This window comes from Pseudomonas sp. BJa5, from assembly GCF_030272875.2.
In the GTDB taxonomy this organism is placed as follows: Bacteria; Pseudomonadota; Gammaproteobacteria; order Pseudomonadales; family Pseudomonadaceae; genus Aquipseudomonas.
The window spans coordinates 45,391-64,463 of sequence record NZ_JALRNG020000010.1; the positions used below are offsets into that span (position 1 = coordinate 45,391).

17 protein-coding genes are annotated in these 19,073 nt (G+C 63.8%); 5 read left to right on the forward strand and 12 right to left on the reverse strand.

Going from position 1 to position 19,073, the window contains the following annotated elements:
- Window positions 1–177: 177 nt before the first annotated feature.
- The 5 genes from M2D63_RS08075 to M2D63_RS08095 all read right to left on the reverse strand — a co-directional run bounded on the left by M2D63_RS08075 (window position 178) and on the right by M2D63_RS08095 (window position 3,957).
- Window positions 178–969 carry an OmpA family protein gene (locus M2D63_RS08075; RefSeq protein ID WP_285862398.1) on the reverse strand — a complete coding sequence of 264 codons (792 nt, stop codon included), beginning with the start codon at window positions 967–969 and terminating at the stop codon, window positions 178–180.
- 14 nt (window positions 970–983) lie between these two features.
- On the reverse strand, window positions 984–1,337 hold the full coding sequence (locus M2D63_RS08080) for a DUF4398 domain-containing protein (RefSeq protein ID WP_285862331.1): 354 nt from the start codon (window positions 1,335–1,337) through the stop codon (window positions 984–986).
- Between the two features lie 9 nt (window positions 1,338–1,346).
- Window positions 1,347–2,105, reverse strand: a complete 759-nt coding sequence (locus tag M2D63_RS08085; protein WP_285862399.1) for an ABC transporter substrate-binding protein — start codon at window positions 2,103–2,105, stop codon at window positions 1,347–1,349.
- Window positions 2,106–2,277: 172 nt separating this feature from the next.
- Window positions 2,278–3,207, reverse strand: coding sequence for an electron transfer flavoprotein subunit alpha/FixB family protein (locus M2D63_RS08090; protein WP_285862332.1), 930 nt, complete (start codon window positions 3,205–3,207; stop codon window positions 2,278–2,280).
- Window positions 3,208–3,957 (reverse strand): electron transfer flavoprotein subunit beta/FixA family protein, encoded by a 750-nt coding sequence (locus tag M2D63_RS08095; RefSeq protein WP_285862333.1) that lies wholly within the window; start codon window positions 3,955–3,957, stop codon window positions 3,208–3,210.
- A gap of 544 nt (window positions 3,958–4,501) precedes the next feature.
- Between M2D63_RS08095 and M2D63_RS08100 the strand changes: the two genes are divergently transcribed.
- Window positions 4,502–6,166 (forward strand): electron transfer flavoprotein-ubiquinone oxidoreductase, encoded by a 1,665-nt coding sequence (locus tag M2D63_RS08100; protein WP_285862334.1) that lies wholly within the window; start codon window positions 4,502–4,504, stop codon window positions 6,164–6,166.
- A gap of 58 nt (window positions 6,167–6,224) precedes the next feature.
- Here M2D63_RS08100 and M2D63_RS08105 read toward each other — a convergent pair whose 3' ends face one another.
- From M2D63_RS08105 to M2D63_RS08125, 5 genes are all read right to left on the reverse strand, one after another.
- Entirely contained in the window at window positions 6,225–6,626 is a 402-nt protein-coding gene (locus M2D63_RS08105; protein ID WP_285862335.1) for a type II TA system antitoxin MqsA family protein, read from the reverse strand.
- Window positions 6,627–6,628: 2 nt separating this feature from the next.
- Complete coding sequence (locus M2D63_RS08110) at window positions 6,629–6,925, reverse strand: type II toxin-antitoxin system MqsR family toxin (protein ID WP_285862336.1); 297 nt, start codon at window positions 6,923–6,925, stop codon at window positions 6,629–6,631.
- Window positions 6,926–7,026: 101 nt separating this feature from the next.
- On the reverse strand, window positions 7,027–8,346 hold the full coding sequence (locus tag M2D63_RS08115) for an MFS transporter (protein ID WP_285862337.1): 1,320 nt from the start codon (window positions 8,344–8,346) through the stop codon (window positions 7,027–7,029).
- Between the two features lie 108 nt (window positions 8,347–8,454).
- Window positions 8,455–8,931, reverse strand: coding sequence for a histidine kinase (locus M2D63_RS08120; protein WP_285862338.1), 477 nt, complete (start codon window positions 8,929–8,931; stop codon window positions 8,455–8,457).
- A 177-nt stretch (window positions 8,932–9,108) separates the two neighbouring features.
- A complete protein-coding gene (locus M2D63_RS08125; RefSeq protein WP_285862339.1) occupies window positions 9,109–9,585 on the reverse strand; it encodes a sigma-70 family RNA polymerase sigma factor in 477 nt (158 codons plus the stop codon).
- 270 nt (window positions 9,586–9,855) lie between these two features.
- On the opposite strand from M2D63_RS08125, the gene M2D63_RS08130 reads away from it, so the two are divergent.
- From M2D63_RS08130 to M2D63_RS08140, 3 genes are read left to right on the forward strand one after another with little or no spacing between them, the layout of a single operon-like run.
- The gene (locus tag M2D63_RS08130; RefSeq protein ID WP_285862340.1) at window positions 9,856–11,034 is read left to right on the forward strand and encodes an efflux RND transporter periplasmic adaptor subunit; all 1,179 of its coding nucleotides are present in this window, start codon (window positions 9,856–9,858) and stop codon (window positions 11,032–11,034) included.
- The gene (locus M2D63_RS08135; RefSeq protein WP_285862341.1) at window positions 11,035–13,002 is read left to right on the forward strand and encodes a MacB family efflux pump subunit; all 1,968 of its coding nucleotides are present in this window, start codon (window positions 11,035–11,037) and stop codon (window positions 13,000–13,002) included.
- Between the two features lie 3 nt (window positions 13,003–13,005).
- Window positions 13,006–14,412, forward strand: a complete 1,407-nt coding sequence (locus M2D63_RS08140; protein ID WP_285862342.1) for an efflux transporter outer membrane subunit — start codon at window positions 13,006–13,008, stop codon at window positions 14,410–14,412.
- A gap of 104 nt (window positions 14,413–14,516) precedes the next feature.
- Here the strand turns inward: M2D63_RS08140 and M2D63_RS08145 are convergent, their stop codons facing one another.
- Entirely contained in the window at window positions 14,517–16,139 is a 1,623-nt protein-coding gene (locus M2D63_RS08145) for a twin-arginine translocation signal domain-containing protein (protein ID WP_285862343.1), read from the reverse strand.
- Window positions 16,140–16,284: 145 nt separating this feature from the next.
- Between M2D63_RS08145 and M2D63_RS08150 the strand changes: the two genes are divergently transcribed.
- A complete protein-coding gene (locus tag M2D63_RS08150; RefSeq protein WP_285862344.1) occupies window positions 16,285–17,256 on the forward strand; it encodes a siderophore-interacting protein in 972 nt (323 codons plus the stop codon).
- 289 nt (window positions 17,257–17,545) lie between these two features.
- On the opposite strand, the gene M2D63_RS08155 is transcribed toward M2D63_RS08150, so the two are convergent.
- Window positions 17,546–18,958 carry an aspartate aminotransferase family protein gene (locus tag M2D63_RS08155; protein ID WP_285862345.1) on the reverse strand — a complete coding sequence of 471 codons (1,413 nt, stop codon included), beginning with the start codon at window positions 18,956–18,958 and terminating at the stop codon, window positions 17,546–17,548.
- Between the last annotated feature and the right edge of the window lie 115 nt (window positions 18,959–19,073).

Genomic DNA, 19,073 nt, shown 5'->3' on the forward strand with positions numbered 1-19,073 from the left:
ATTGTTGTTGTACGACTCGATAATGGACCCAGAATACCGGAACAGTTGCGAAGTGTACTGGGACAGATTGCAGAATAGTCGACAATACAGTTGCGTGACAGCCCCTGTTGCCACGGCTGTGACGCACCCATAAAAAAACCCGGCAAGCCATGCTTGCCGGGTTTGTTCAGGAGCGCCTCAGCGTGCTGCGCCGAGCTTGCCCTTTTCGTCGGAGAAGACGATTTCCACCCGACGGTTCTGCGCCCTGCCCCGCTCCGAGGCATTGGCCTCGACCGGGTACTGGTCGCCATAGCCTTCGACCTGGATGCGCTTTTCGTCGACACCGAGGTCGACCAGCATGTCGGCCACGGCCTGGGCCCGATCGCGGGACAGCTTGAGATTGTCTTCCGGCGCACCGGTGCTGTCGGTGTAGCCTTCGATGCGCACGACACGGCGCGGGTTGAGCTGCAGGAACTGCACCAGTTTGAGCACGGTACGGCTGGCCGAACTCTTCAACTCCGCCTGACCGGTATCGAACAGTACATCGCCCAAGGTCATCACCAGGCCGCGATCGCCCTGGGTGGTCGCCAGGCTGACGATCTGCGCCTCCAGCCACTTGCCCTGCTGCTGCACACTGGCAAGCTTGGCTTCACGCAGCGCCAGTTGCAGGCGCTGGCGCTCGAGCTCGAGCTTGGCCAGGCGCTCCTGGCTGAGCACCAGGTTGGTGTGCTCGCGGGCGATGTCGCTGTAGCGCTGGCTCAGGTAGGCGTAATGGCGCACATCGGCACCCGTGCCCAGGTAGCTGGACAGGCGCTCGGCGCGGGCCAGGGATTCACCGGCGCGGATGACGTCACGCGGCGCACTGCGCAGCACGTCGGAATCGTCCTTGACCGCCTGGAACTTGGCCGCGGCTTCATCCAGTGCCGATTCGCTGCGCTGGCTGGCACAGCCCTGCAGGCCGACCAGGCCAACCAGCAGCAGGGCCGCCATAGGTTTGATCGAACTCACGGCTGCTCTCCCAACTGTTTGCGCAGGCGAGTGACCCGCGATTGCAGCAGCTCAAGCTGCTCCTTGCTCTTGCTGGTGAGCACCCGCGCTTCGGCCAGGCGCGCATCGAGTTCGGCCTGTTCGGCGCGCATGCGGGCATCGCGGTAGTCTTCGGTGGACATGTTGACCCGGGCCCGGGCCAGCTTGCCCTCGGCCATCTTCAACTCAGCCACCTCGTCGGTCGCACCGACGGCCTTGGCCTGCTCCAGCGCCTGTTCGGACAGGCGCAGTTGTTCATTGGGTGCCGGGTCATTGGCACATCCGGCCAGCGCCAGCAGCGCCAAGGCTGCGAATAGTGGTTGGATTCTCACGCCATCTTCCTACTGTTTAGGGGCATCCAGCGGTGCCTGCATTTGCGCCTTCCAGCGCTCGACATTACGTTGCAGCACCGCCTGGGACACGCCGGAGGCCGGCAATTCTGTCAGCTTTTTCGCCAATTGTCCGCGTATCCACGCGTCATTGCAGGCGGAATTATGCGACAGCGCCAGGTACAGGCCCGGGCGATCCAGCGGCAGGCCGCGGGCGACCAGCTCATTGCTCATGCCCAGGCTCTGGGCCATGGCCATGCCGGCGTAACGCCCGGCCAGTACATAGTCCACCTGGCCCAGCAATAGTTTCTGGAACGCCTGGGTCAGGTTCTGGGCCGGCGCGAGCTTGAGCTGGGTCTTGGCGAAGGCTTCGAAGTCGGGGGTCAACCGGGCCTTTTCCGACAGGCTGCCCTGGCGCTGGTGCAGGTCAGCCAGCCCTTCATAGACCAGGGACGAGTCGTGACGGGTCCAGACCAGGTATTCATTGAGCATCAACGGCGGATGGACATAGTCCATGGCCGTCAGGTCAGCGGTGGTCAGTGGCGCATCGATCAGCATGTCGACACGTCCGCTGCGCACTTCTTCAAGGGCATCGCTGCGCTTGCCGCTGTACAGGATCTCGACCTTCACCCCGAGCTCGGCGGCGACCTGATTGAGCAGGTCGGCATTGGCGCCGATCAGGTGCCTGGGGTCTTTTGGATCGCGCCACAGATACGGCGGCGCATCGGGGCTGCCGGTGGCCACCAGGCGCTCGCACTTGCCCACCGCCATCACCTGCGACGGCAGCAGTACTGCAGCGAACAACAGCGCCGAATTCACCCGGCCAAGCCATCCCATGCAAACGACTCCTTTTTTCGCAATAAAAAAGCCCGATCCACAGGCTGAGCAAGATTGGCTTGCACAACCCGCCCGGATCGGGCCCTTTATAAGTGAAGCAGCCGGATTAAACCAGCTTCTCCAGCTCAGGTACGGCTTCGAACAGGTCAGCGACCAGGCCGTAGTCGGCCACCTGGAAGATCGGCGCTTCTTCGTCCTTGTTGATCGCAACGATCACTTTGGAGTCCTTCATGCCGGCCAGGTGCTGGATCGCGCCGGAGATACCGACGGCGATGTACAGCTGTGGCGCAACGATCTTGCCGGTCTGGCCGACCTGCATGTCGTTCGGTACGAAACCTGCGTCGACCGCAGCGCGGGAAGCGCCAACGGCAGCGCCGAGCTTGTCGGCCAGGGCGTACAGGTGCTTGAAGTTGTCACCGTTCTGCATGCCACGACCGCCGGAGACGACGATCTTGGCAGCGGTCAGCTCAGGACGATCGGACTTGGCCAGCTCTTCGCCAACGAATGCCGACTTGCCGGCGTCGTGGGCAGCGGCAACGGCTTCAACGGCAGCCGAACCACCTTCGGCGGCAACGGCGTCGAAGCCGGTGGCGCGCACGGTGATGACCTTGATGGCAGCGCTCGATTGCACGGTGGCAATGGCGTTACCGGCGTAGATCGGACGCTTGAAGGTGTCAGCCGATTCAACCGATATGATCTCGGAGATCTGGTCGACGTCCAGCAGCGCGGCAACGCGTGGCAGCACGTTCTTGCCGTTGGAAGTGGCAGGTGCCAGCACGTGGCTGTAACCCTTGCCCAGTTCGGCAACCAGTGGTGCGACGTTCTCTGGCAGGAAGTGCGCGTAGGCAGCGTTGTCGGCGACCAGGACCTTGGCCACGCCTGCGATCTTGGCAGCAGCTTCAGCTACGCCACCGACGTTTGCGCCGGCAACCAGGACGTGGATGTCGCCACCGATCTTGGCGGCAGCAGCAACGGTGTTCAGGGTAGCCGGGGCAACGGCACCGTTTTCGTGTTCAGCGATAACCAGGATAGTCATTTAGATTACCTTCGCCTCGTTCTTCAGTTTCTCGACCAGTTCAGCAACCGACTTGACCTTGATACCGGCGCTGCGGGCGGCCGGCGCTTCGACTTTCAGGGTCTTGTTGGTGGAGGCGGTGGAAACGCCCAGCGCGTCTGGAGTAACGGTTTCCAGCGGCTTCTTCTTGGCCTTCATGATGTTCGGCAGCGACGCGTAGCGTGGCTCGTTCAGGCGCAGGTCGGTGGTGACGATGGCTGGCAGGTTCAGCGCAACGGTCTGCAGGCCGCCGTCGATTTCACGGGTGACGTTGACCTTGTCGCCAGCGATTTCGACCTTGGAGGCGAAGGTGCCCTGGCCGAAACCGGTCAGTGCCGCCAGCATCTGGCCGGTCTGGTTGTTGTCGCTGTCGATGGCTTGCTTGCCAAGGATCACCAGCTGAGGCTGTTCCTTGTCGACCACGGCCTTGAGCAGCTTGGCCACGGCCAGGGAGTTCAGCTCGTCGGCCGACTCGACCAGCACCGCACGGTCGGCACCCAGGGCCAGGGCAGTACGCAGTTGCTCCTGGGCAGTGGCGGGGCCTACGGTAACGACGACGATCTCGCTCGCAACACCCTTTTCTTTCAGGCGTACGGCTTCTTCTACGGCGATTTCGCAGAAGGGGTTCATGGACATCTTGACGTTAGCAAGGTCGACGCCGGAGTTGTCCGCCTTGACGCGAACCTTGACGTTATAGTCGACCACTCGTTTGACAGCTACAAGAACCTTCATGGATTCCTCGTTACTCTCCGGTGAAAAGAATGTCGCCTGGGGCAAACCCGGCGATTGCGCGTGGGTACAAGGGCACCTCTAAAAACGATTGCAGCCGGTCCAATTTAACCCTGACCCAGCAGTCTCATTTTGACCTTGCAGAAGCAAAACCCGTGGTCCATTTTCTGTTGTGGTGTGTAAACTCCACTACAAAGCGGGTCGTGGCCTATCTGCCCTGCTTTTCGCCTGGTCTTTAGGGGTGCACCTGCATCCGGCGGTTAGCCTACGGCAAGCGCAAAACCGCTCGTATCTTGACCGTAACACCCAATCCGGTCAATACGGCAAACCGGTCAGCTTCAAGCCGCGCTTCTGCGATTTTACTGGCCTGCGGCAAATTCAAACAAACGTTTGTATTGGACCCCGCGAGTGGTGTAGATATAATGCGCCACCAAGAGAAAGCGGTGTAGTCCGTCATTACTCAGGCTACAGCACCAGTGTGTTGAAAATGACCGCCTGACACCCGCCAACAATGAAAAACCGATGAGCCTTGAGTAGGAGAGAACCTGTGGAACGCGAATACATGGAATTCGACGTGGTCATTGTCGGCGCTGGCCCGGCTGGCCTGTCCGCCGCCTGCCGATTGAAGCAGAAGGCCGCCGAAGCCGGTAACGAAATCAGCGTCTGCGTGGTTGAGAAAGGCTCGGAAGTCGGTGCCCACATCCTCTCCGGCGCCGTGTTCGAACCACGCGCCCTGAACGAACTGTTCCCGGACTGGAAAGAGCTCGGCGCCCCGCTCAACACCGCCGTCAAACGCGACGACATCTACGTGCTCAAGGATGCTGGCAGCTCGGTCAAGGTCCCGGACCTGTTCGTGCCCAAGACCATGCACAACGAAGGCAACTACATCATCTCCCTGGGCAACCTGTGCCGCTGGCTGGCCCAGCAGGCCGAGAACCTGGGCGTGGAAATCTACCCGGGCTTCGCCGCCCAGGAAGCCCTGTTCGACGAGAACGGCGTGGTCCGCGGGATCATCACCGGCGACCTGGGTGTCGACCGTGAAGGCAACCCGAAAGAAGGCCTGTACACCCCGGGCATGGAACTGCGCGGCAAGTACACCCTGTTCGCCGAAGGTTGCCGTGGCCATATCGGCAAGCAACTGATCAAGCGCTTCAACCTCGACAGCGAAGCCGACGCCCAGCACTACGGCATCGGCCTCAAGGAAATCTGGGAAATCGATCCGGCCAAGCATGAACAAGGCCTGGTGGTGCACACCGCCGGCTGGCCGCTGGACGTGATGAGCGCCGAGAACACCGGCGGCTCCTTCCTTTATCACCTGGAAAACAACCAGGTGGTGGTCGGCCTGATCGTCGACCTGTCCTACAGCAACGCCTACCTGTCGCCGTTCGACGAATTCCAGCGCCTCAAGCACCACCCGGTGATGAGCCAGTACCTCGAAGGTGGCAAGCGCATCAGCTACGGCGCCCGTGCCATCTGCAAGGGCGGCCTGAACTCGCTGCCGAAGATGGTCTTCAACGGCGGCGCCCTGATCGGTTGCGACCTGGGCACCCTGAACTTCGCCAAGATCAAGGGCAGCCACACCGCCATGAAGTCCGGCATGCTCGCCGCCGACGCCGTGGCCGATGCCCTGTTCGCCGGCAGCGAAGGCGGCGACCAGCTCAACAGCTATGTCGACGCGTTCAAGGCCAGCTGGCTGTATGAAGAACTGTTCGCCAGCCGCAACTTCGGCCCGGCCATGCACAAGTTCGGCCCGATGCTCGGCGCTGCATTCAACTACATCGACCAGAACTGGTTCGGCGGCAAGCTGCCGTTCACCCTGCACGACACCAAGCCGGACTATGCCTGCCTGAAGCTTGCGGCCGACTCGAAAAAGATCGACTACCCGAAACCGGATGGCAAACTGAGCTTCGACAAGCTGAGTTCGGTGTTCCTCTCCAGCACCAACCACGAAGAAGAACAGCCTTGCCACCTGAAGCTGGCCGATGCCGGCATCCCGATCGGCACCAACCTGCCGCTGTACGACGAGCCGGCCCAGCGTTACTGCCCGGCGGGCGTGTACGAGGTGGTCACCCAGGAAGACGGCAGCAAGCGCTTCCAGATCAACGCCCAGAACTGCGTGCACTGCAAGACCTGTGACATCAAGGACCCTTCGCAGAACATCACCTGGGTCACCCCGGAAGGCGCCGGCGGCCCGACTTACCCGAACATGTAAGTCAGCAGCCAGTAAAAAGCCCCCTCGCCGTTGCGGCCAGGGGGCTTTTTTATTCCGCTCAGGCGGTTCTGACTTCTTCAAACAACTCGGGATGGCGATCCAGCAACTTGAGCAACTTTACCAACGCAAGCGGTGGCTTGGTCTTGCCGTTCTCGTAACGGGAAAATGCATTCACGCCGCCACCGAAAATTTCTGCAGCTTCGCGCTGATCAAGGGCCAGTTTCTTGCGCACGCTGGCGATGAACTCCGGATCCACGGCCGCGGCATTGATCTGACGATTGAATGCCAGCATGGCCGCACTGACACGGCGCGACTCCAGACTGTCGAGCACCATCTCGTTGCAGGCCGGGCAACACTCCCCCGTCACATTGGCGACCCGCGTCGACTCCCCCTTGTAGATATAGGGCAAGTCACGGGTGGCCCGCACCATCTCGGCGGCACCACAGGCTGGGCACTTCATGTTCACAACTCCTTGAAGGACACGATGAGCACGTCATCGACAACCGTCAGTTTCAGGTAGACCCGCCCAGCGCAGGTACTGGGACGGTATACGTCCTGCCAGATGCGGTGATCTGCCTGGGTAGACATGCTCTTGTAGAAGTCCGCGGCGCTCAGCGCACGAACCACATCGAGCATCAGATCAAAATCCAGACCAAGCGATGCGCCACCTGCCAATGCGGAAGTTGTCGCACGTACCCTGCCTGCATCCAGCAACGCCCTGACCTTTGAAAGCCTGCAATGAGGCGTTCTCTTCTCCATGAGCAAATTAACCTGTTAGGTTTAATTTAGCAAGTTGGTTAATCTACTTGCCGTGCCCAGGAAGTCTGCCCGATCAGGGCGTGAACCGCCGGATGCCTTTGTCACAGTACATTTAAGGAGCAGGCCGATGCTTCGTCCGCACAGTCGATGGGCTCCCGCGCGGAAAAATACACCGCCGTCAGCAACCCCACCGCTCCCATGACCAGACAGAATCCCACGCACACCCAGGGGCTCCACGGCATCAGCGCGATCAGCATCAGCGGCGTGGTGCTGGCCCACAGCGCATAGGCGATGTTGTAGGTAAAGGAAATACCCGACACGCGGATTGCCGGAGGGAACAGGCCGACCATCACCGAGGGCACCACCCCCACGACGCCGCAGGCAAGGCCCGCCAGTGCGTAGGCCAGGCCTGGCCACTGCCAGCCCGTGACCAGGCTGGCATACAGGGCAGCGATCCCCAGGGGCAGCAGCAGGCTGTAGAACATCAGGGCGCGCCAGGCGCCAATCCGGTCCACCAGCAGGCCGGCCAGCACGCAGCCGATGTTGAGGAAGACTATGCCCAGGCTGCTCAAGGCGAAGGTATGCCCGGCGTTCATACCGAAGCGTTGCTGCATCAGGGTCGGGGTGATCACCACCAGCACCACCACCGCCGAGGTCAGCACGCAGGTCAGCAGCACCGCCGGAACCAGCGCCCGCCGATGCTCGCGGAGCACGCTGCGCAAGGGAAAGGCCACCGGTTGCTCGCGACGTTCACGCAAGGCCAGGAACACCGGTGTCTCGCTCAGCCAGCGGCGCAGCCAGACACCGATCACCCCGAACACGCCACCGAGCAGGAACGGGTAGCGCCAGGCATAGTCGAGGATCTCCTGCGGGGTGAACCATTGCGCCAGCGCGGTGGCGGTCAGGGCCCCGAGCAAATAGCCGAAGGTCAGCCCGGCCTGGAGAAACCCCAGGGCGTAGCCGCGGCGCCCGAGCGGTGCATGCTCGGCGACGAAGACCCAGGCGCTGGGCACCTCCCCGCCCACTGCGGCGCCCTGCAGGATACGCAGGGCCAGCAGGATCAGCGGGGCGAAATAGCCGATGTCGGCGTAGGTGGGCATCAGCCCGATCAGCAGGCACGGCAGGGCCATCATCAGGATGCTGAGGCTGAAGACCTTCTTGCGCCCCAAGTGATCGGCAAAATGCGCCATCAGGATCCCGCCCAGGGGCCTGGCCAGGTAGCCGGTGACAAAGATCCCGAAGCTTTGCAGCAAACGCAGCCACTCGGGCATCTCTGGCGGGAAGAACAGCTGGCTCAAGGTCAGGGCGAAGAACACGAAGATGATGAAATCGTAGATTTCCAGCGCGCCGCCCAGGGCTGCCAGGCCCAGGGTCTTGTGGTCGCTGCGGCTCAGGCGTATCGCAGGCGTGGTGGCGGTCATAAGGGCATCCGTCTATCGGTGGGCGACGCAACGCGCACTCCGGCGCGCCAAGGCAAACGCTAGAGCATAGCAAAACGTGCCCGGGGGATGCGCAGTAGATGCCGTGGTTCAGGGACGGGAGAAGATCGTTGGCGCGAAGCTCATCCGCCGCGGTGTGTACGCCGGCTGCGTTCGCTCAGGCACGGGCAACTGACCGATGACTCTCGGCGCGTCGATGATCGCCATGAAGGTCTGCATGGTCTCGTTGTCCGGCACCTTGGGCAGGCTGATGTTCACCGCCTGACGCTCGCCACTGGGAATGCTGGGCACCTTCAGGTGCTGGGACTGGTAAAGCAGGGCGTGCTGGATCTGGGAATTGACCCGGCAGAAACGCTCGAGGTCGACGCCAACGTGGCTGGCCAGGTCGATATTGCCCACCAACAGGTTGAACGGCTGCAGTGCCGCCTGTACCAGGCGCTGCAGGTCTTCGAAGCACTCCACCGGCGCAATGCGGTAATACCCCATGCCATTGAGCATCTTCTCCAGCTGCAGCAACTGCATCGGATGTTCGTCGGCGATCAGGATCCGCATTGATTTGTTCGGCATGATCTATGACCAAGGCATAAGAGCGTGAGTGACGTTCCTTGACCATACGGCGCCGAATCACAACTACAGGCAGGTGGCGGGCACTTCGCCGGGTTTAGGGTCTTTACTGATAGTTGTTGGGAAACGTTCAGAAATCAAGGAAGGACATGACGAAAATTTCACATTCCCTTCACCGCCTCAGGACTCCCACTGCTTCATCCGCACACGGCAATGCTTCATGGCATTGACGATGTGCTTTTCCACCAGGCTGCGGGAAATCCCCAAACGCTCGGCAATCTCCTGATGGGACAGCCCTTCGAGCTTGCGCAGCAGGAAGCTGTCGCGACACACCGCGCTCAACTCGTCGAGGGCCCGCTGCATCAGGTCCAGGCGCTGACGCAGTTCCATGTCCTGGGAGGGCGCCGGGGAGAAGAATCGTTCGTCGTTGTCGAGCACATCCAGTGGCTCGGCCTGGCGCAACAGGCCGCGACGATGACCGTCGATCACCAGGTTCAGGGCGGTGCGGTAGAGGAAGGCGCGCGGGTGTTCGATGTCGGTGTCGCCCGTGCGCTCCAGCACCCGGGTGTAGGCGTCATGGGCAACGTCTTCCGCCGCCTGGCGGTTACCCAGGCGGGCGCAAAGGAAACTCACCAATTCTCGATAGTAGTTTTCCAATACAGCACCTGGCCGCGACATCGACGGAGTCTTCCTGACGCTTGTTGAGCGGATCTGAATGATGGCAGTTTGCAATAATACAAATTATAATTATTCTCAGCAAGATCAGGCCATCGGATCTTTTCCGAGGCCGTCCCGTTCATCCACTGAACGCGTCCCACCACAGTAAATTCCTCCGTGAGTCTCTCGTTTACTTGGGAGCCTCCCGTGTCTGTCGTGCGTGCCCGACAGTCTGCCCCCACGGCCCAACCCTCTTGGCTGGAACCCTGCATGAGACGTCCTTCGAACAAACGCCGCCTGCTGCTCTGCGGCCTCGGCCTGCTCAGCCTGAGCGCCCTGCTCGCCTGGAAAACCCTGCCCGCCGGTGGTGACCCGCTGAGTACCGTCAGTGTGACCCGCAGCGATATTGAAAGCAGTGTCACGGCGCTCGGCACCTTGCAGCCACGACGCTACGTGGACGTCGGTGCCCAGGCTTCCGGTCAGATCCGCAAGCTGCATGTCGAGGTCGGGGACCAGGTCAAGGCCGGCCAGCTGCTGGTCGAGATCGATCCTTCGACGCAACAGGCCAGGCTCGATGCCGGACGCTTCTCGATCGACAACCTCAAGGCCCAGCTCGCCGAGCAGCAGGCCCAGTTCCAGCTCGCCGAGCAACAGTACAAGCGCCAGCGCAACCTGGCTGCCGGCGGCGCGACCCGCGATGAGGACGTACAGATCGCCCAGGCCCAGCTCAAAGTCACCCAGGCGCGCATCGACATGTACCGCGCACAGATCCGCCAGGCCCAGGCCAGCCTGCGCAGCGATGAGGCGGAACTGGGCTATACACGCATCTATGCACCGATGGCCGGCACCGTGGTCGCCGTGGATGCCCGCGAAGGCCAGACCCTCAATGCCCAGCAGCAGACGCCGTTGATCCTGCGGATCGCCAGACTGTCACCGATGACGGTATGGGCTCAGGTCTCCGAAGCCGATATCAGCCATGTCAAACCCGGCATGTCGGCCTACTTCACCACCCTGGCCGGCGGCAAGCGTCGCTGGACCAGCACCGTGCGCCAGATCCTGCCCGTCCCGCCCAAACCCCTGGACCCGTCCGGCCAGGGCAGCAGTAGCGCTGCCGGTACCGGTGGCAGCAGCGCCAGCAGCAAAGTGGTGCTCTACACCGTGCTGCTGGACGTGGACAACCCGGACAACGCCCTGATGGCGGAAATGACCACCCAGGTGTTCTTCGTCGCCGGTCGCGCCGACAAGGTGCTGACCGTGCCGGTGGCGGCACTGGACGACGATGCCGCTGACGACGACCTGCGCATTGCCCAGGTGCTCGATGCCGACGGCAAGGTCGAGCAGCGCCGGGTACGCACCGGACTGAGCGACCGCCTGCGCATCCAGGTGCTCGATGGCCTGGCCGAAGGTGAGCGGCTGTTGATCGGCGCCCCTGCCGCCAGCGGAGGTTGAATGAATACGCCGCTGATCGAATTGCGCGACATCCGCAAATCCTACGGCGGGGTCGATACCCCCAAGGTCGAAGTGGTACGCGGCATCAGCCTGGCGATTCACCCCGGGGAGTTCGTCGCCATCGTGGGCGCGTCCGGCTCCGGCAAGTCGACCCTGATGAACATTCTCGGCTGCCTGGACCGCCCGACCTGCGGCGACTACCTGTTCGCCGGCAAAAACGTGGCCGACCTGGACAGCGACGAACTGGCCTGGCTGCGCCGTGAAGCCTTCGGCTTCGTGTTCCAGGGCTACCACCTGATCGCCTCGGGCTCGGCCCAGGAAAACGTCGAGATGCCGGCCATCTACGCCGGCACACCCGCCGGCGAGCGCCACGCCCGCGCCGCCGCCCTGCTCGAACGCCTGGGCCTGGCCAGCCGTACCGGCAACCGCCCCCATCAGCTTTCCGGCGGCCAGCAGCAACGGGTGTCGATTGCCCGGGCGCTGATGAACGGCGGCCACATCATCCTCGCCGACGAACCCACCGGCGCCCTGGACAGCCAGAGCGGCGCAGAAGTCATGGCCTTGCTCGATGAGCTGGCCGCCCAGGGCCATGTGGTGATCCTGATCACCCATGACCGTGAAGTGGCAGCCCGTGCCAAGCGGGTCATCGAGATCCGCGACGGCCTGATCGTCAGCGACTCGGGCAACGCGCCGCCGGCTTCCCACGCCGACGCACCGGGCCTGCAGGCCGAGGACCTGCGCCAGCGCCTGGACCACGGCGCGACCCACAGCGGCGCCTGGAAAGGCGAGCTGGTGGAGTCCCTGCAAGCGGCCTGGCGGGTCATGTGGATCAACCGCTTCCGTACCGCCCTGACCCTGCTCGGGATCATCATCGGGGTGGCCTCGGTGGTGGTGATGCTTGCCGTCGGCGAAGGCAGCAAGCGCCAGGTCATGGCCCAGATGGCCGCCTTCGGCTCCAACATCCTCTACCTCAGCGGCAGCGCGCCGACCCTGCGCGAACCGGCCGGCGTCATCACCCTGGACGATGTCGCTGCGGTGGGCGGCCTGCCCCAGGTGAAGATGATCATGCCGGTGATCGGCAACAAGCTGATGGTCCGCTACGGCAACAACAACCAGCAGTTCTACGTCGGTGGCAACAACACCTACTTCCCCGAGATCTTCAACTGGCCGGTGGTCCGCGGCAGCTTTTTCACCGAGGCCGACGAGCAGGCGGCCGCCGCCGTGGCGGTGATCGGGCACAAGGTCAGCGAGAAGTTGCTTGGCCCGAACATCGATCCGATCGGCCAGTACATCCTGGTGGAGAACGTTCCCTTCCAGGTGGTCGGCGTGCTGGAAGGCAAAGGCGCAAGCTCAGGCGAACAGGACAGCGACCAGCGGATCGTGGTGCCCTACTCGGCCGCGGCCATTCGCCTGTTCGGCAGCCGCGACCCGGAATACGTGACCATCGCCGCCGCCGATTCGCGGCGCGTGGCGCAAACCGAAGCCGCAATCGAGCGGCTGATGCGCAAGCTGCACAACGGCAAGCACGACTACGAACTGAGCAACGACGCCGCCCTGATCCAGGCCGAAGCCCGCACGCAGAACACCCTGTCGCTGATGCTCGGTTCGATCGCGGCGATCTCGCTGCTGGTCGGCGGCATCGGCGTGATGAACATCATGCTCATGACCGTGCGCGAACGTACCCGCGAGATCGGCATCCGCATGGCCACCGGCGCGCGCCAGCGTGACATCCTGCGCCAGTTCCTCAGCGAAGCAGTGCTGCTGTCGATGGTCGGCGGCCTGACCGGCATCGCCCTGGCCCTGGCGATCGGTGGCGGCTTGTTGCTGGCCGACGTCGCCGTGGCCTTTTCCCTGGCGGCCGTGCTCGGCGCCTTTGCCTGTGCAGTGGTCACCGGGGTGGTGTTCGGCTTCATGCCGGCACGCAAAGCCGCCCGCCTCGACCCGGTCAAAGCCCTTACCAGCGAATAATCCATGAACGTGCCCAGCCGTCTCAGTGTGTTGTCCATCAGCCTGTTCATCGCCGCCTGCAGCGCCACGCCGCCCCCGCCGCAAAGCGGCCTGCAGGCACCCGGGCGCTGGCAAGGCAGCGACAGCAACCTCAACCAGCCATTGCCACAGCACGACTGGTGGCAACAGTTTTCCAGTGCCCCGTTGAACGCACTGATCGAGCAGGCCCGCCAGGGCAGCTTCGACCTCGCGGCCGCCGCCGCCCGGGTCCGCCAGGCCCAGGCCTCGGCGATCATCGCCGGCGCGCCGCTGCTGCCGGAGGCCAAGTTCGGCTTGAACGCCAGTCGCCAGCGCTTGTTGCGTGGCGATGGCTTCGATCAGCTCGACGCCAGCGACCGCGAACGCACCAGCACCTCGTTCAATACACGCCTGAGCGCCAGCTACGAAGTCGATTTCTGGGGTGGCAAGGCGGCCGCCCACGACAGTGCGCTGCATGGCCTGGACGCCAGCCGCTTCGACCGCCAGACCGTCGAACTGACCCTGCTGAGCGGCGTCGCCAACAGCTACCTGCAAAGCCTGGCACTGGCCGAGCAGGTGCGCATCGCCCGGCTAAACCTGGCCAACGCCGAAGATGTCCTGCGCCTGGTACAGACCCGCCACGACGCGGGCTCGGCCACCACCCTGGAACTGGCCCAGCAGCGCAGCCTGGTCGCCGGCCAGGCGCGCCAGGTGCCGTTGTTCGAACAACAACTGCAGGAAGCGCGGATCACCCTGGCGACCCTGCTCGGTCAACCGGTACAGGCGCTGGCGCCGATCCAGGAGTCCATCGACGGGCTGCGCTGGCCCGGCATTGGCAGCGGCGTGCCCAGCGATCTGCTCAGCCGCCGGCCCGACATCGCCGCCGCCGAGGCACGCCTGGCCGCCGCCCAGGCCGATGTCCAGGTGGCCCGCGCCGCCATGCTGCCGAGCCTGACCCTGGGCACCGACCTGGGCTCCGGCGCCGACACCTTTGCCCGGATCCTGCGCAGCCCCTACTACACCCTCACCGCCGGGCTGGCCGCACCGATCTTCAACAACGGTCGCCTGCGCGCCGAGCGGGACAAGGCCCGGGCCGTGGAGGATGAACTGCTGCAAGATTATCGTGGCAGCATCACGGCCGGCTTTGCCGATGTCGAGAAAGCCCTCAACGGCATCAGCGGGGTGGACAGCCAAAGGCAGTGGCAGGACCAGGAAGTGGAACAGGCACGCCGGGCTTTCGAACTATCGCAAAGCCGCTACCGGGCGGGCGCCGAAACCTTGCTGACCGTGCTCGAAACCCAGCGCACCCTGTACCAGGCCCAGGACCAGCAGGTGCAGTTACGCCTGGCCCGGCTGCAAGGCAGCGTGGCGCTGTACAAGGCATTGGGTGGGGGCTGGCAAGTGGTTCGGTGATGGGACTGCCGTGGGAGCGGGCTTGCCCCGCGATTGCGTACTATCAGTCGCATCGTATCGCGGGGCAAGCCCGCTCCCACAGCAGCTACATTACAATACAACCTTCAGGTCACGATCCCGCGCAGCGACAGATGCCGCGCATACCACGGCCGTTGCGGCACACGACGAACCAGGTCGCCGATCTTGTCGTCTTCGCCAAAGGTGATGCGCAGCGCCAGCTTCATGGTTTCCACGTCCATTTCCACCGACTTGCCCGGGGACGTCCCCGGCACCGTGCTGCAGCCATGGGTGTCCGGCCCCAGCCAGGGGTCCTCGACCTGAACCCAGCGGCCCGGCACGAACCACTGCACGCCGCTGACCTCACGCCTGCGCACCTGGCCGGGATTGTGCCGCTCATGGGCGCGGAACCAGTCTTCGACGCGGTCGTCGATCCAGCCATGAAAGCCCCAGAACACCGGGTGCACATGGGATGAAAAGGGGTCGCCGAGAAAGTCATTGTCGACGCCGAACCAGCGCGAGGCAAAGTCGGCCGGGTCCCGGGCAAAGGGTACCGGCGCGCCGTTGACCGGATCCCGTGGCACCGACGCCCAGCACATGTGCAGCCAGTCGTGCAGGTTCATCTCCAACTCCGAGCCGAAGGCGCCCAGGGTCAGCGTCGACAGGTACTGCGGGTCGCGGTAGCGGGATTCCCAGACCTGGAAATTGCTGCAAAACGTCTCGCCGGCCTTGATCGCCGACACCCACTGGCCATAGGCGGCGTCACCCGGCGCCTGCCAGGTGGGCGGCACACAGTTGCCGTCGTGGTTGTTGAAGTAACGGGCAAAGCCCTGGCGATCCTGCTCGACGTCCGGCTTGGGCAACGGGAAATGACGCCAGGACGGCAGGTCCTGCATCGAGCGGGCCGTGCCAAGCATATGCCGGTGCATGAACAGGAAATCCTCGCCCGAACCATTGCGGTGCTTGCGCGGACCACGGGCATCGCGCTCCAGTTCTCGGGGACCGGGCTGCCACCCCAATCCGCGCAGGGCGCCACGCTTCTCTTCGGGTAGCTTGTGCCACTTGTCGCGGGAAGCATGCCAGAGCTGGTGGAACAGACGATGCTCGGCACTGACCAGCCAGGCCTGCAGTTGCGGAGTGTAGGGCAGCCGCTCGCGAGCTTCGGGAAACAGCCGCTTGACTGCAACGAAATGGCTGTCCAGCAGCGGCAGGGCCATGGATCGATCCAGGGGTTGCAGACGACCGCTCAAGGTGCCGCTGCCGGCATTGCCGAAAGCGCCCCAGACTTCGTCCAGGCTGGCAATGCACTCGTAGTGCGTTGCCCCGCGATTGCTCAGCAGCCGCCAGCGCACCTCGGTGCTCGATGCGCCCACCAGATCGCCCAGCACCCGGTAGGCAACCGGCCCCTGCCCCTCCAGGCGCGCGGGCTCATCGACAAAACCGCGCAAGCCACGCCCCTTGGTCGCCACATCCAGGTACATCTGCAGCCCCTGCTGTGGCAACCCGGCCAGGCCGGCCTGGGTACCGTGAAAGCGCAGGTCCCAGATGCCCCGCAGTTGATCGGCCAGTTGCTGGCCCGCGGCATCGGCCAGTTCGACGCTGGCCTCGCCCGGCGTGACGATATCGTCCTCGGGGTCATGGGTCAGTCGTTTATGCGCATAATAGGCCGCAGGCGCCGCTGCACCCGCCACTGCCAGCCCTGCAATGAATCCTCGCCGCGATATCGTCATCGTCCTACCCGTGTTTGCCATGAAGCAGGCTTTATCCCTGCTAGAACGTATGGCCGGCGGCGAAATTTAACGGTGTGCCACAGGGTTAATTCAGCTCGGCGGGCATTCGTTTCCAGGGAGAACTCTTTGCCAAAAGGAATCGCCCATGTCCTCTTCCACCTCCCTGGCCAGCGCCCTGGGCAACGGCCTGCGCAAGCTGGTGGGCAAGCCGGCCAAGGCCAGCGCCTATCGTTTGTTCGACGTGCAGCTCAAGCGGATCATCGCCTTGAGCTCCTCCCTCGCCCGCTTCGTGTTCACTGGCGCAGAGGTTGCGCAGATGTGCACCCTGGCCGCCGACCAGCGCATCAAGATCTTCTTTCCCAGTGCCAACGGCCAGCCGCCGCAGTTGCCCAAGCAGGGCTCCTGGCAAGCGGCCCGGCGCAACCTGGACGCGCAGAGCTGCCCGCCGATGCGCACCTACACGATTCGTGCCTTGCGTCGCGACGCCCTGGAGCTGGATGTCGATTTTGTCCTGCATGGCATCAACGGCCCCGCCTCGGCCTGGGCGACCCAGGCCAGCATCGGCGATCGCCTGCAGGTCTACGCACCCGACCGGGAATTTGCCGGCGACCCAGGCGGTTACGAATGGCGGCCGCCAAGGAGCCTGCGCTCGCTGCTGTTGATCGGTGATGAGACCGCCCTGCCTGCCATTGCCGGCATTCTCGAACACATGGCGCACGCCTTTCCAGAAGTGCCGGCACAGGTATTTATCGAGGTGCCGGGCGAAGAGGACTGCCTGGAGTTGACCCGAAGCCCGGCGACCGAGCTGAACTGGCTGCCCAGGGACTTGCTCGATGCCGACCATGGCGAGGCGATGGTGCATGCCGCACGGGAACTGGCAAGGCTTCCCCGGCCGGATAACCCCACGCGCAAGGGCAACGCCCTTGAAGACGTCGATATCGAGCGGCAGATCCTGTGGGAACGTGGCGCGTCCGACACGGGCGAGTTCCACGCGTGGATCGCCGGCGAATCGGCGGCGATGATGCAGATTCGCCGCCACCTGATCCAGGAGCGTGGCATCGATCGCAAGACCCTGACCCTGATGGGCTACTGGCGCGCCGGCCGCTCGTTCGATTGAGGCAAGCGAGGGGCGCTCCCACAATGGCCAAGCCTGCGCCCTCCTTTGTGGGGCAACTGTCTTTGTGGGAGCTGGCGAAGCCTGCGATCGACTGCGCAGCAGTCGCAATCCGGCCACCTCATTGGGTCAGATGTACTGAGGCGGCCTGGTTTTACGGCCGCTTCGCGCCCGATCGCAGCCTATCGGCAGCTCCCACAGAGTCCGAGGCTTGCCAGGAACCCTTGTCGGAGCAACTGTCTTTGTGGGAGCCGGCGAAGCCTGCGATAGGCTGCAAAGCAGCCCCAATCCCTCAAAGAGCTGCCACCGCCGCTGCCAGCGCACGACCAAAGCGCACCGCCACCTCATCGACCTGCTCGGCGGTGATCACCAGCGGCGGCAGGAAACGCACCACCGCGCCGTGCCGGCCGCCGAGTTCGAGGATCAGGCCACGCTTGAGGCACTCGCGCTGCACCAACGGGGCCAGGCGTGCGCACGCAGCCGGGTGGCCCTGGGCATCCCGGGCAGCCGCCGGATCGACCAGCTCGACCCCGAGCATCAGGCCGCGACCTCGAATATCCCCCAGTTGCGGGAAGTCCGCCTGCAGTTTGCGCAAGTGCCCGGCCAGGCGCTCGCCCATGCGCTGCGCATGGCTGCACAGGTCGTGGTCCACAATGTACTTCATCACCGCCGACCCCGCCGCCATGGCCATCTGGTTGCCACGGAAGGTCCCGGCATGGGCGCCAGGCTGCCAGGTGTCGAGCCAGTTGCGGTAGACCACCACCGCCAGCGGCAGGCTGCCGCCGATGGCCTTGGACATCACCACCACGTCAGGCGTGATGCCGGCATGCTCGAAGGCAAACATCTTGCCGGTACGGGCAAAACCACTCTGGATTTCATCGACGATCAGGGCCACACCGGCCTGCTCGGTTATCCGGCGCACGCCCCGCAACCATTCCACGTCGGCCGGAATCACCCCGCCCTCGCCCTGCACCGCCTCGACGATCACCGCCGCCGGCCGTTGCACGCCCGCTTCCGGATCGCTCAGCAGGTTTTCCAGGTAATGCAGGTTGACCTTGACCCCGGCTTCACCGCCCAGGCCGAACGGGCAGCGGTAATCGTAAGGGTATGGCAAAAACTGCACGCCATTGCTCAACAGCCCGGCCAGCGGCTTTTTCGGCCCCAGGCTGCCCATCAGGCTCAGTGCGCCCTGGGACATGCCGTGATAACCGCCCTGGAACGACAGCACGGTCGTGCGTCCGGTGGCCGTGCGCACCAGTTTCAAGGCCGCTTCCACCGCATCGGTTCCGGTCGGCCCGCAGAACTGGATTTTCGCATCAATGCGCAGTGCTTGCGGCAACAGGCCGAACAGGTCCTGGACAAAGCGGTCCTTGACCGGTGTGGTCAGGTCGAGGGTGTGCAGGGGCAATTCGTCAGCCAGCACCTGCTGGATCGCGGCAATCACTACCGGGTGGTTGTGGCCCAGCGCCAGGGTGCCGGCGCCGGCCAGGCAATCGATGAACTGACGCCCCTCGACATCTTCGACATAGAGGCCGCGGGCCTTTTTCAGCGCCAGGGGAATGCGTCGCGGGTAACTGCGGGCATTGGATTCCTGCTGCTTCTGTCGGGCCAGCAGCGGCGATTCGTCGAAGTGGTAGAGCATTTCGGTAGCCGCCGCGTCCGAAGACGCCGGCAACGGCTGGGCAAGGCTGATAGCGACTGACATCTGGAGAAACCCTCGCAAGCAAGCGTATGTGCCCGTCACGCCCTGTTACCAGATGTGTGTCGGGTGGTTATCGCTTGAAAAACGCTTCAGCGCTGTGCGGATTTAGCCGTATTCG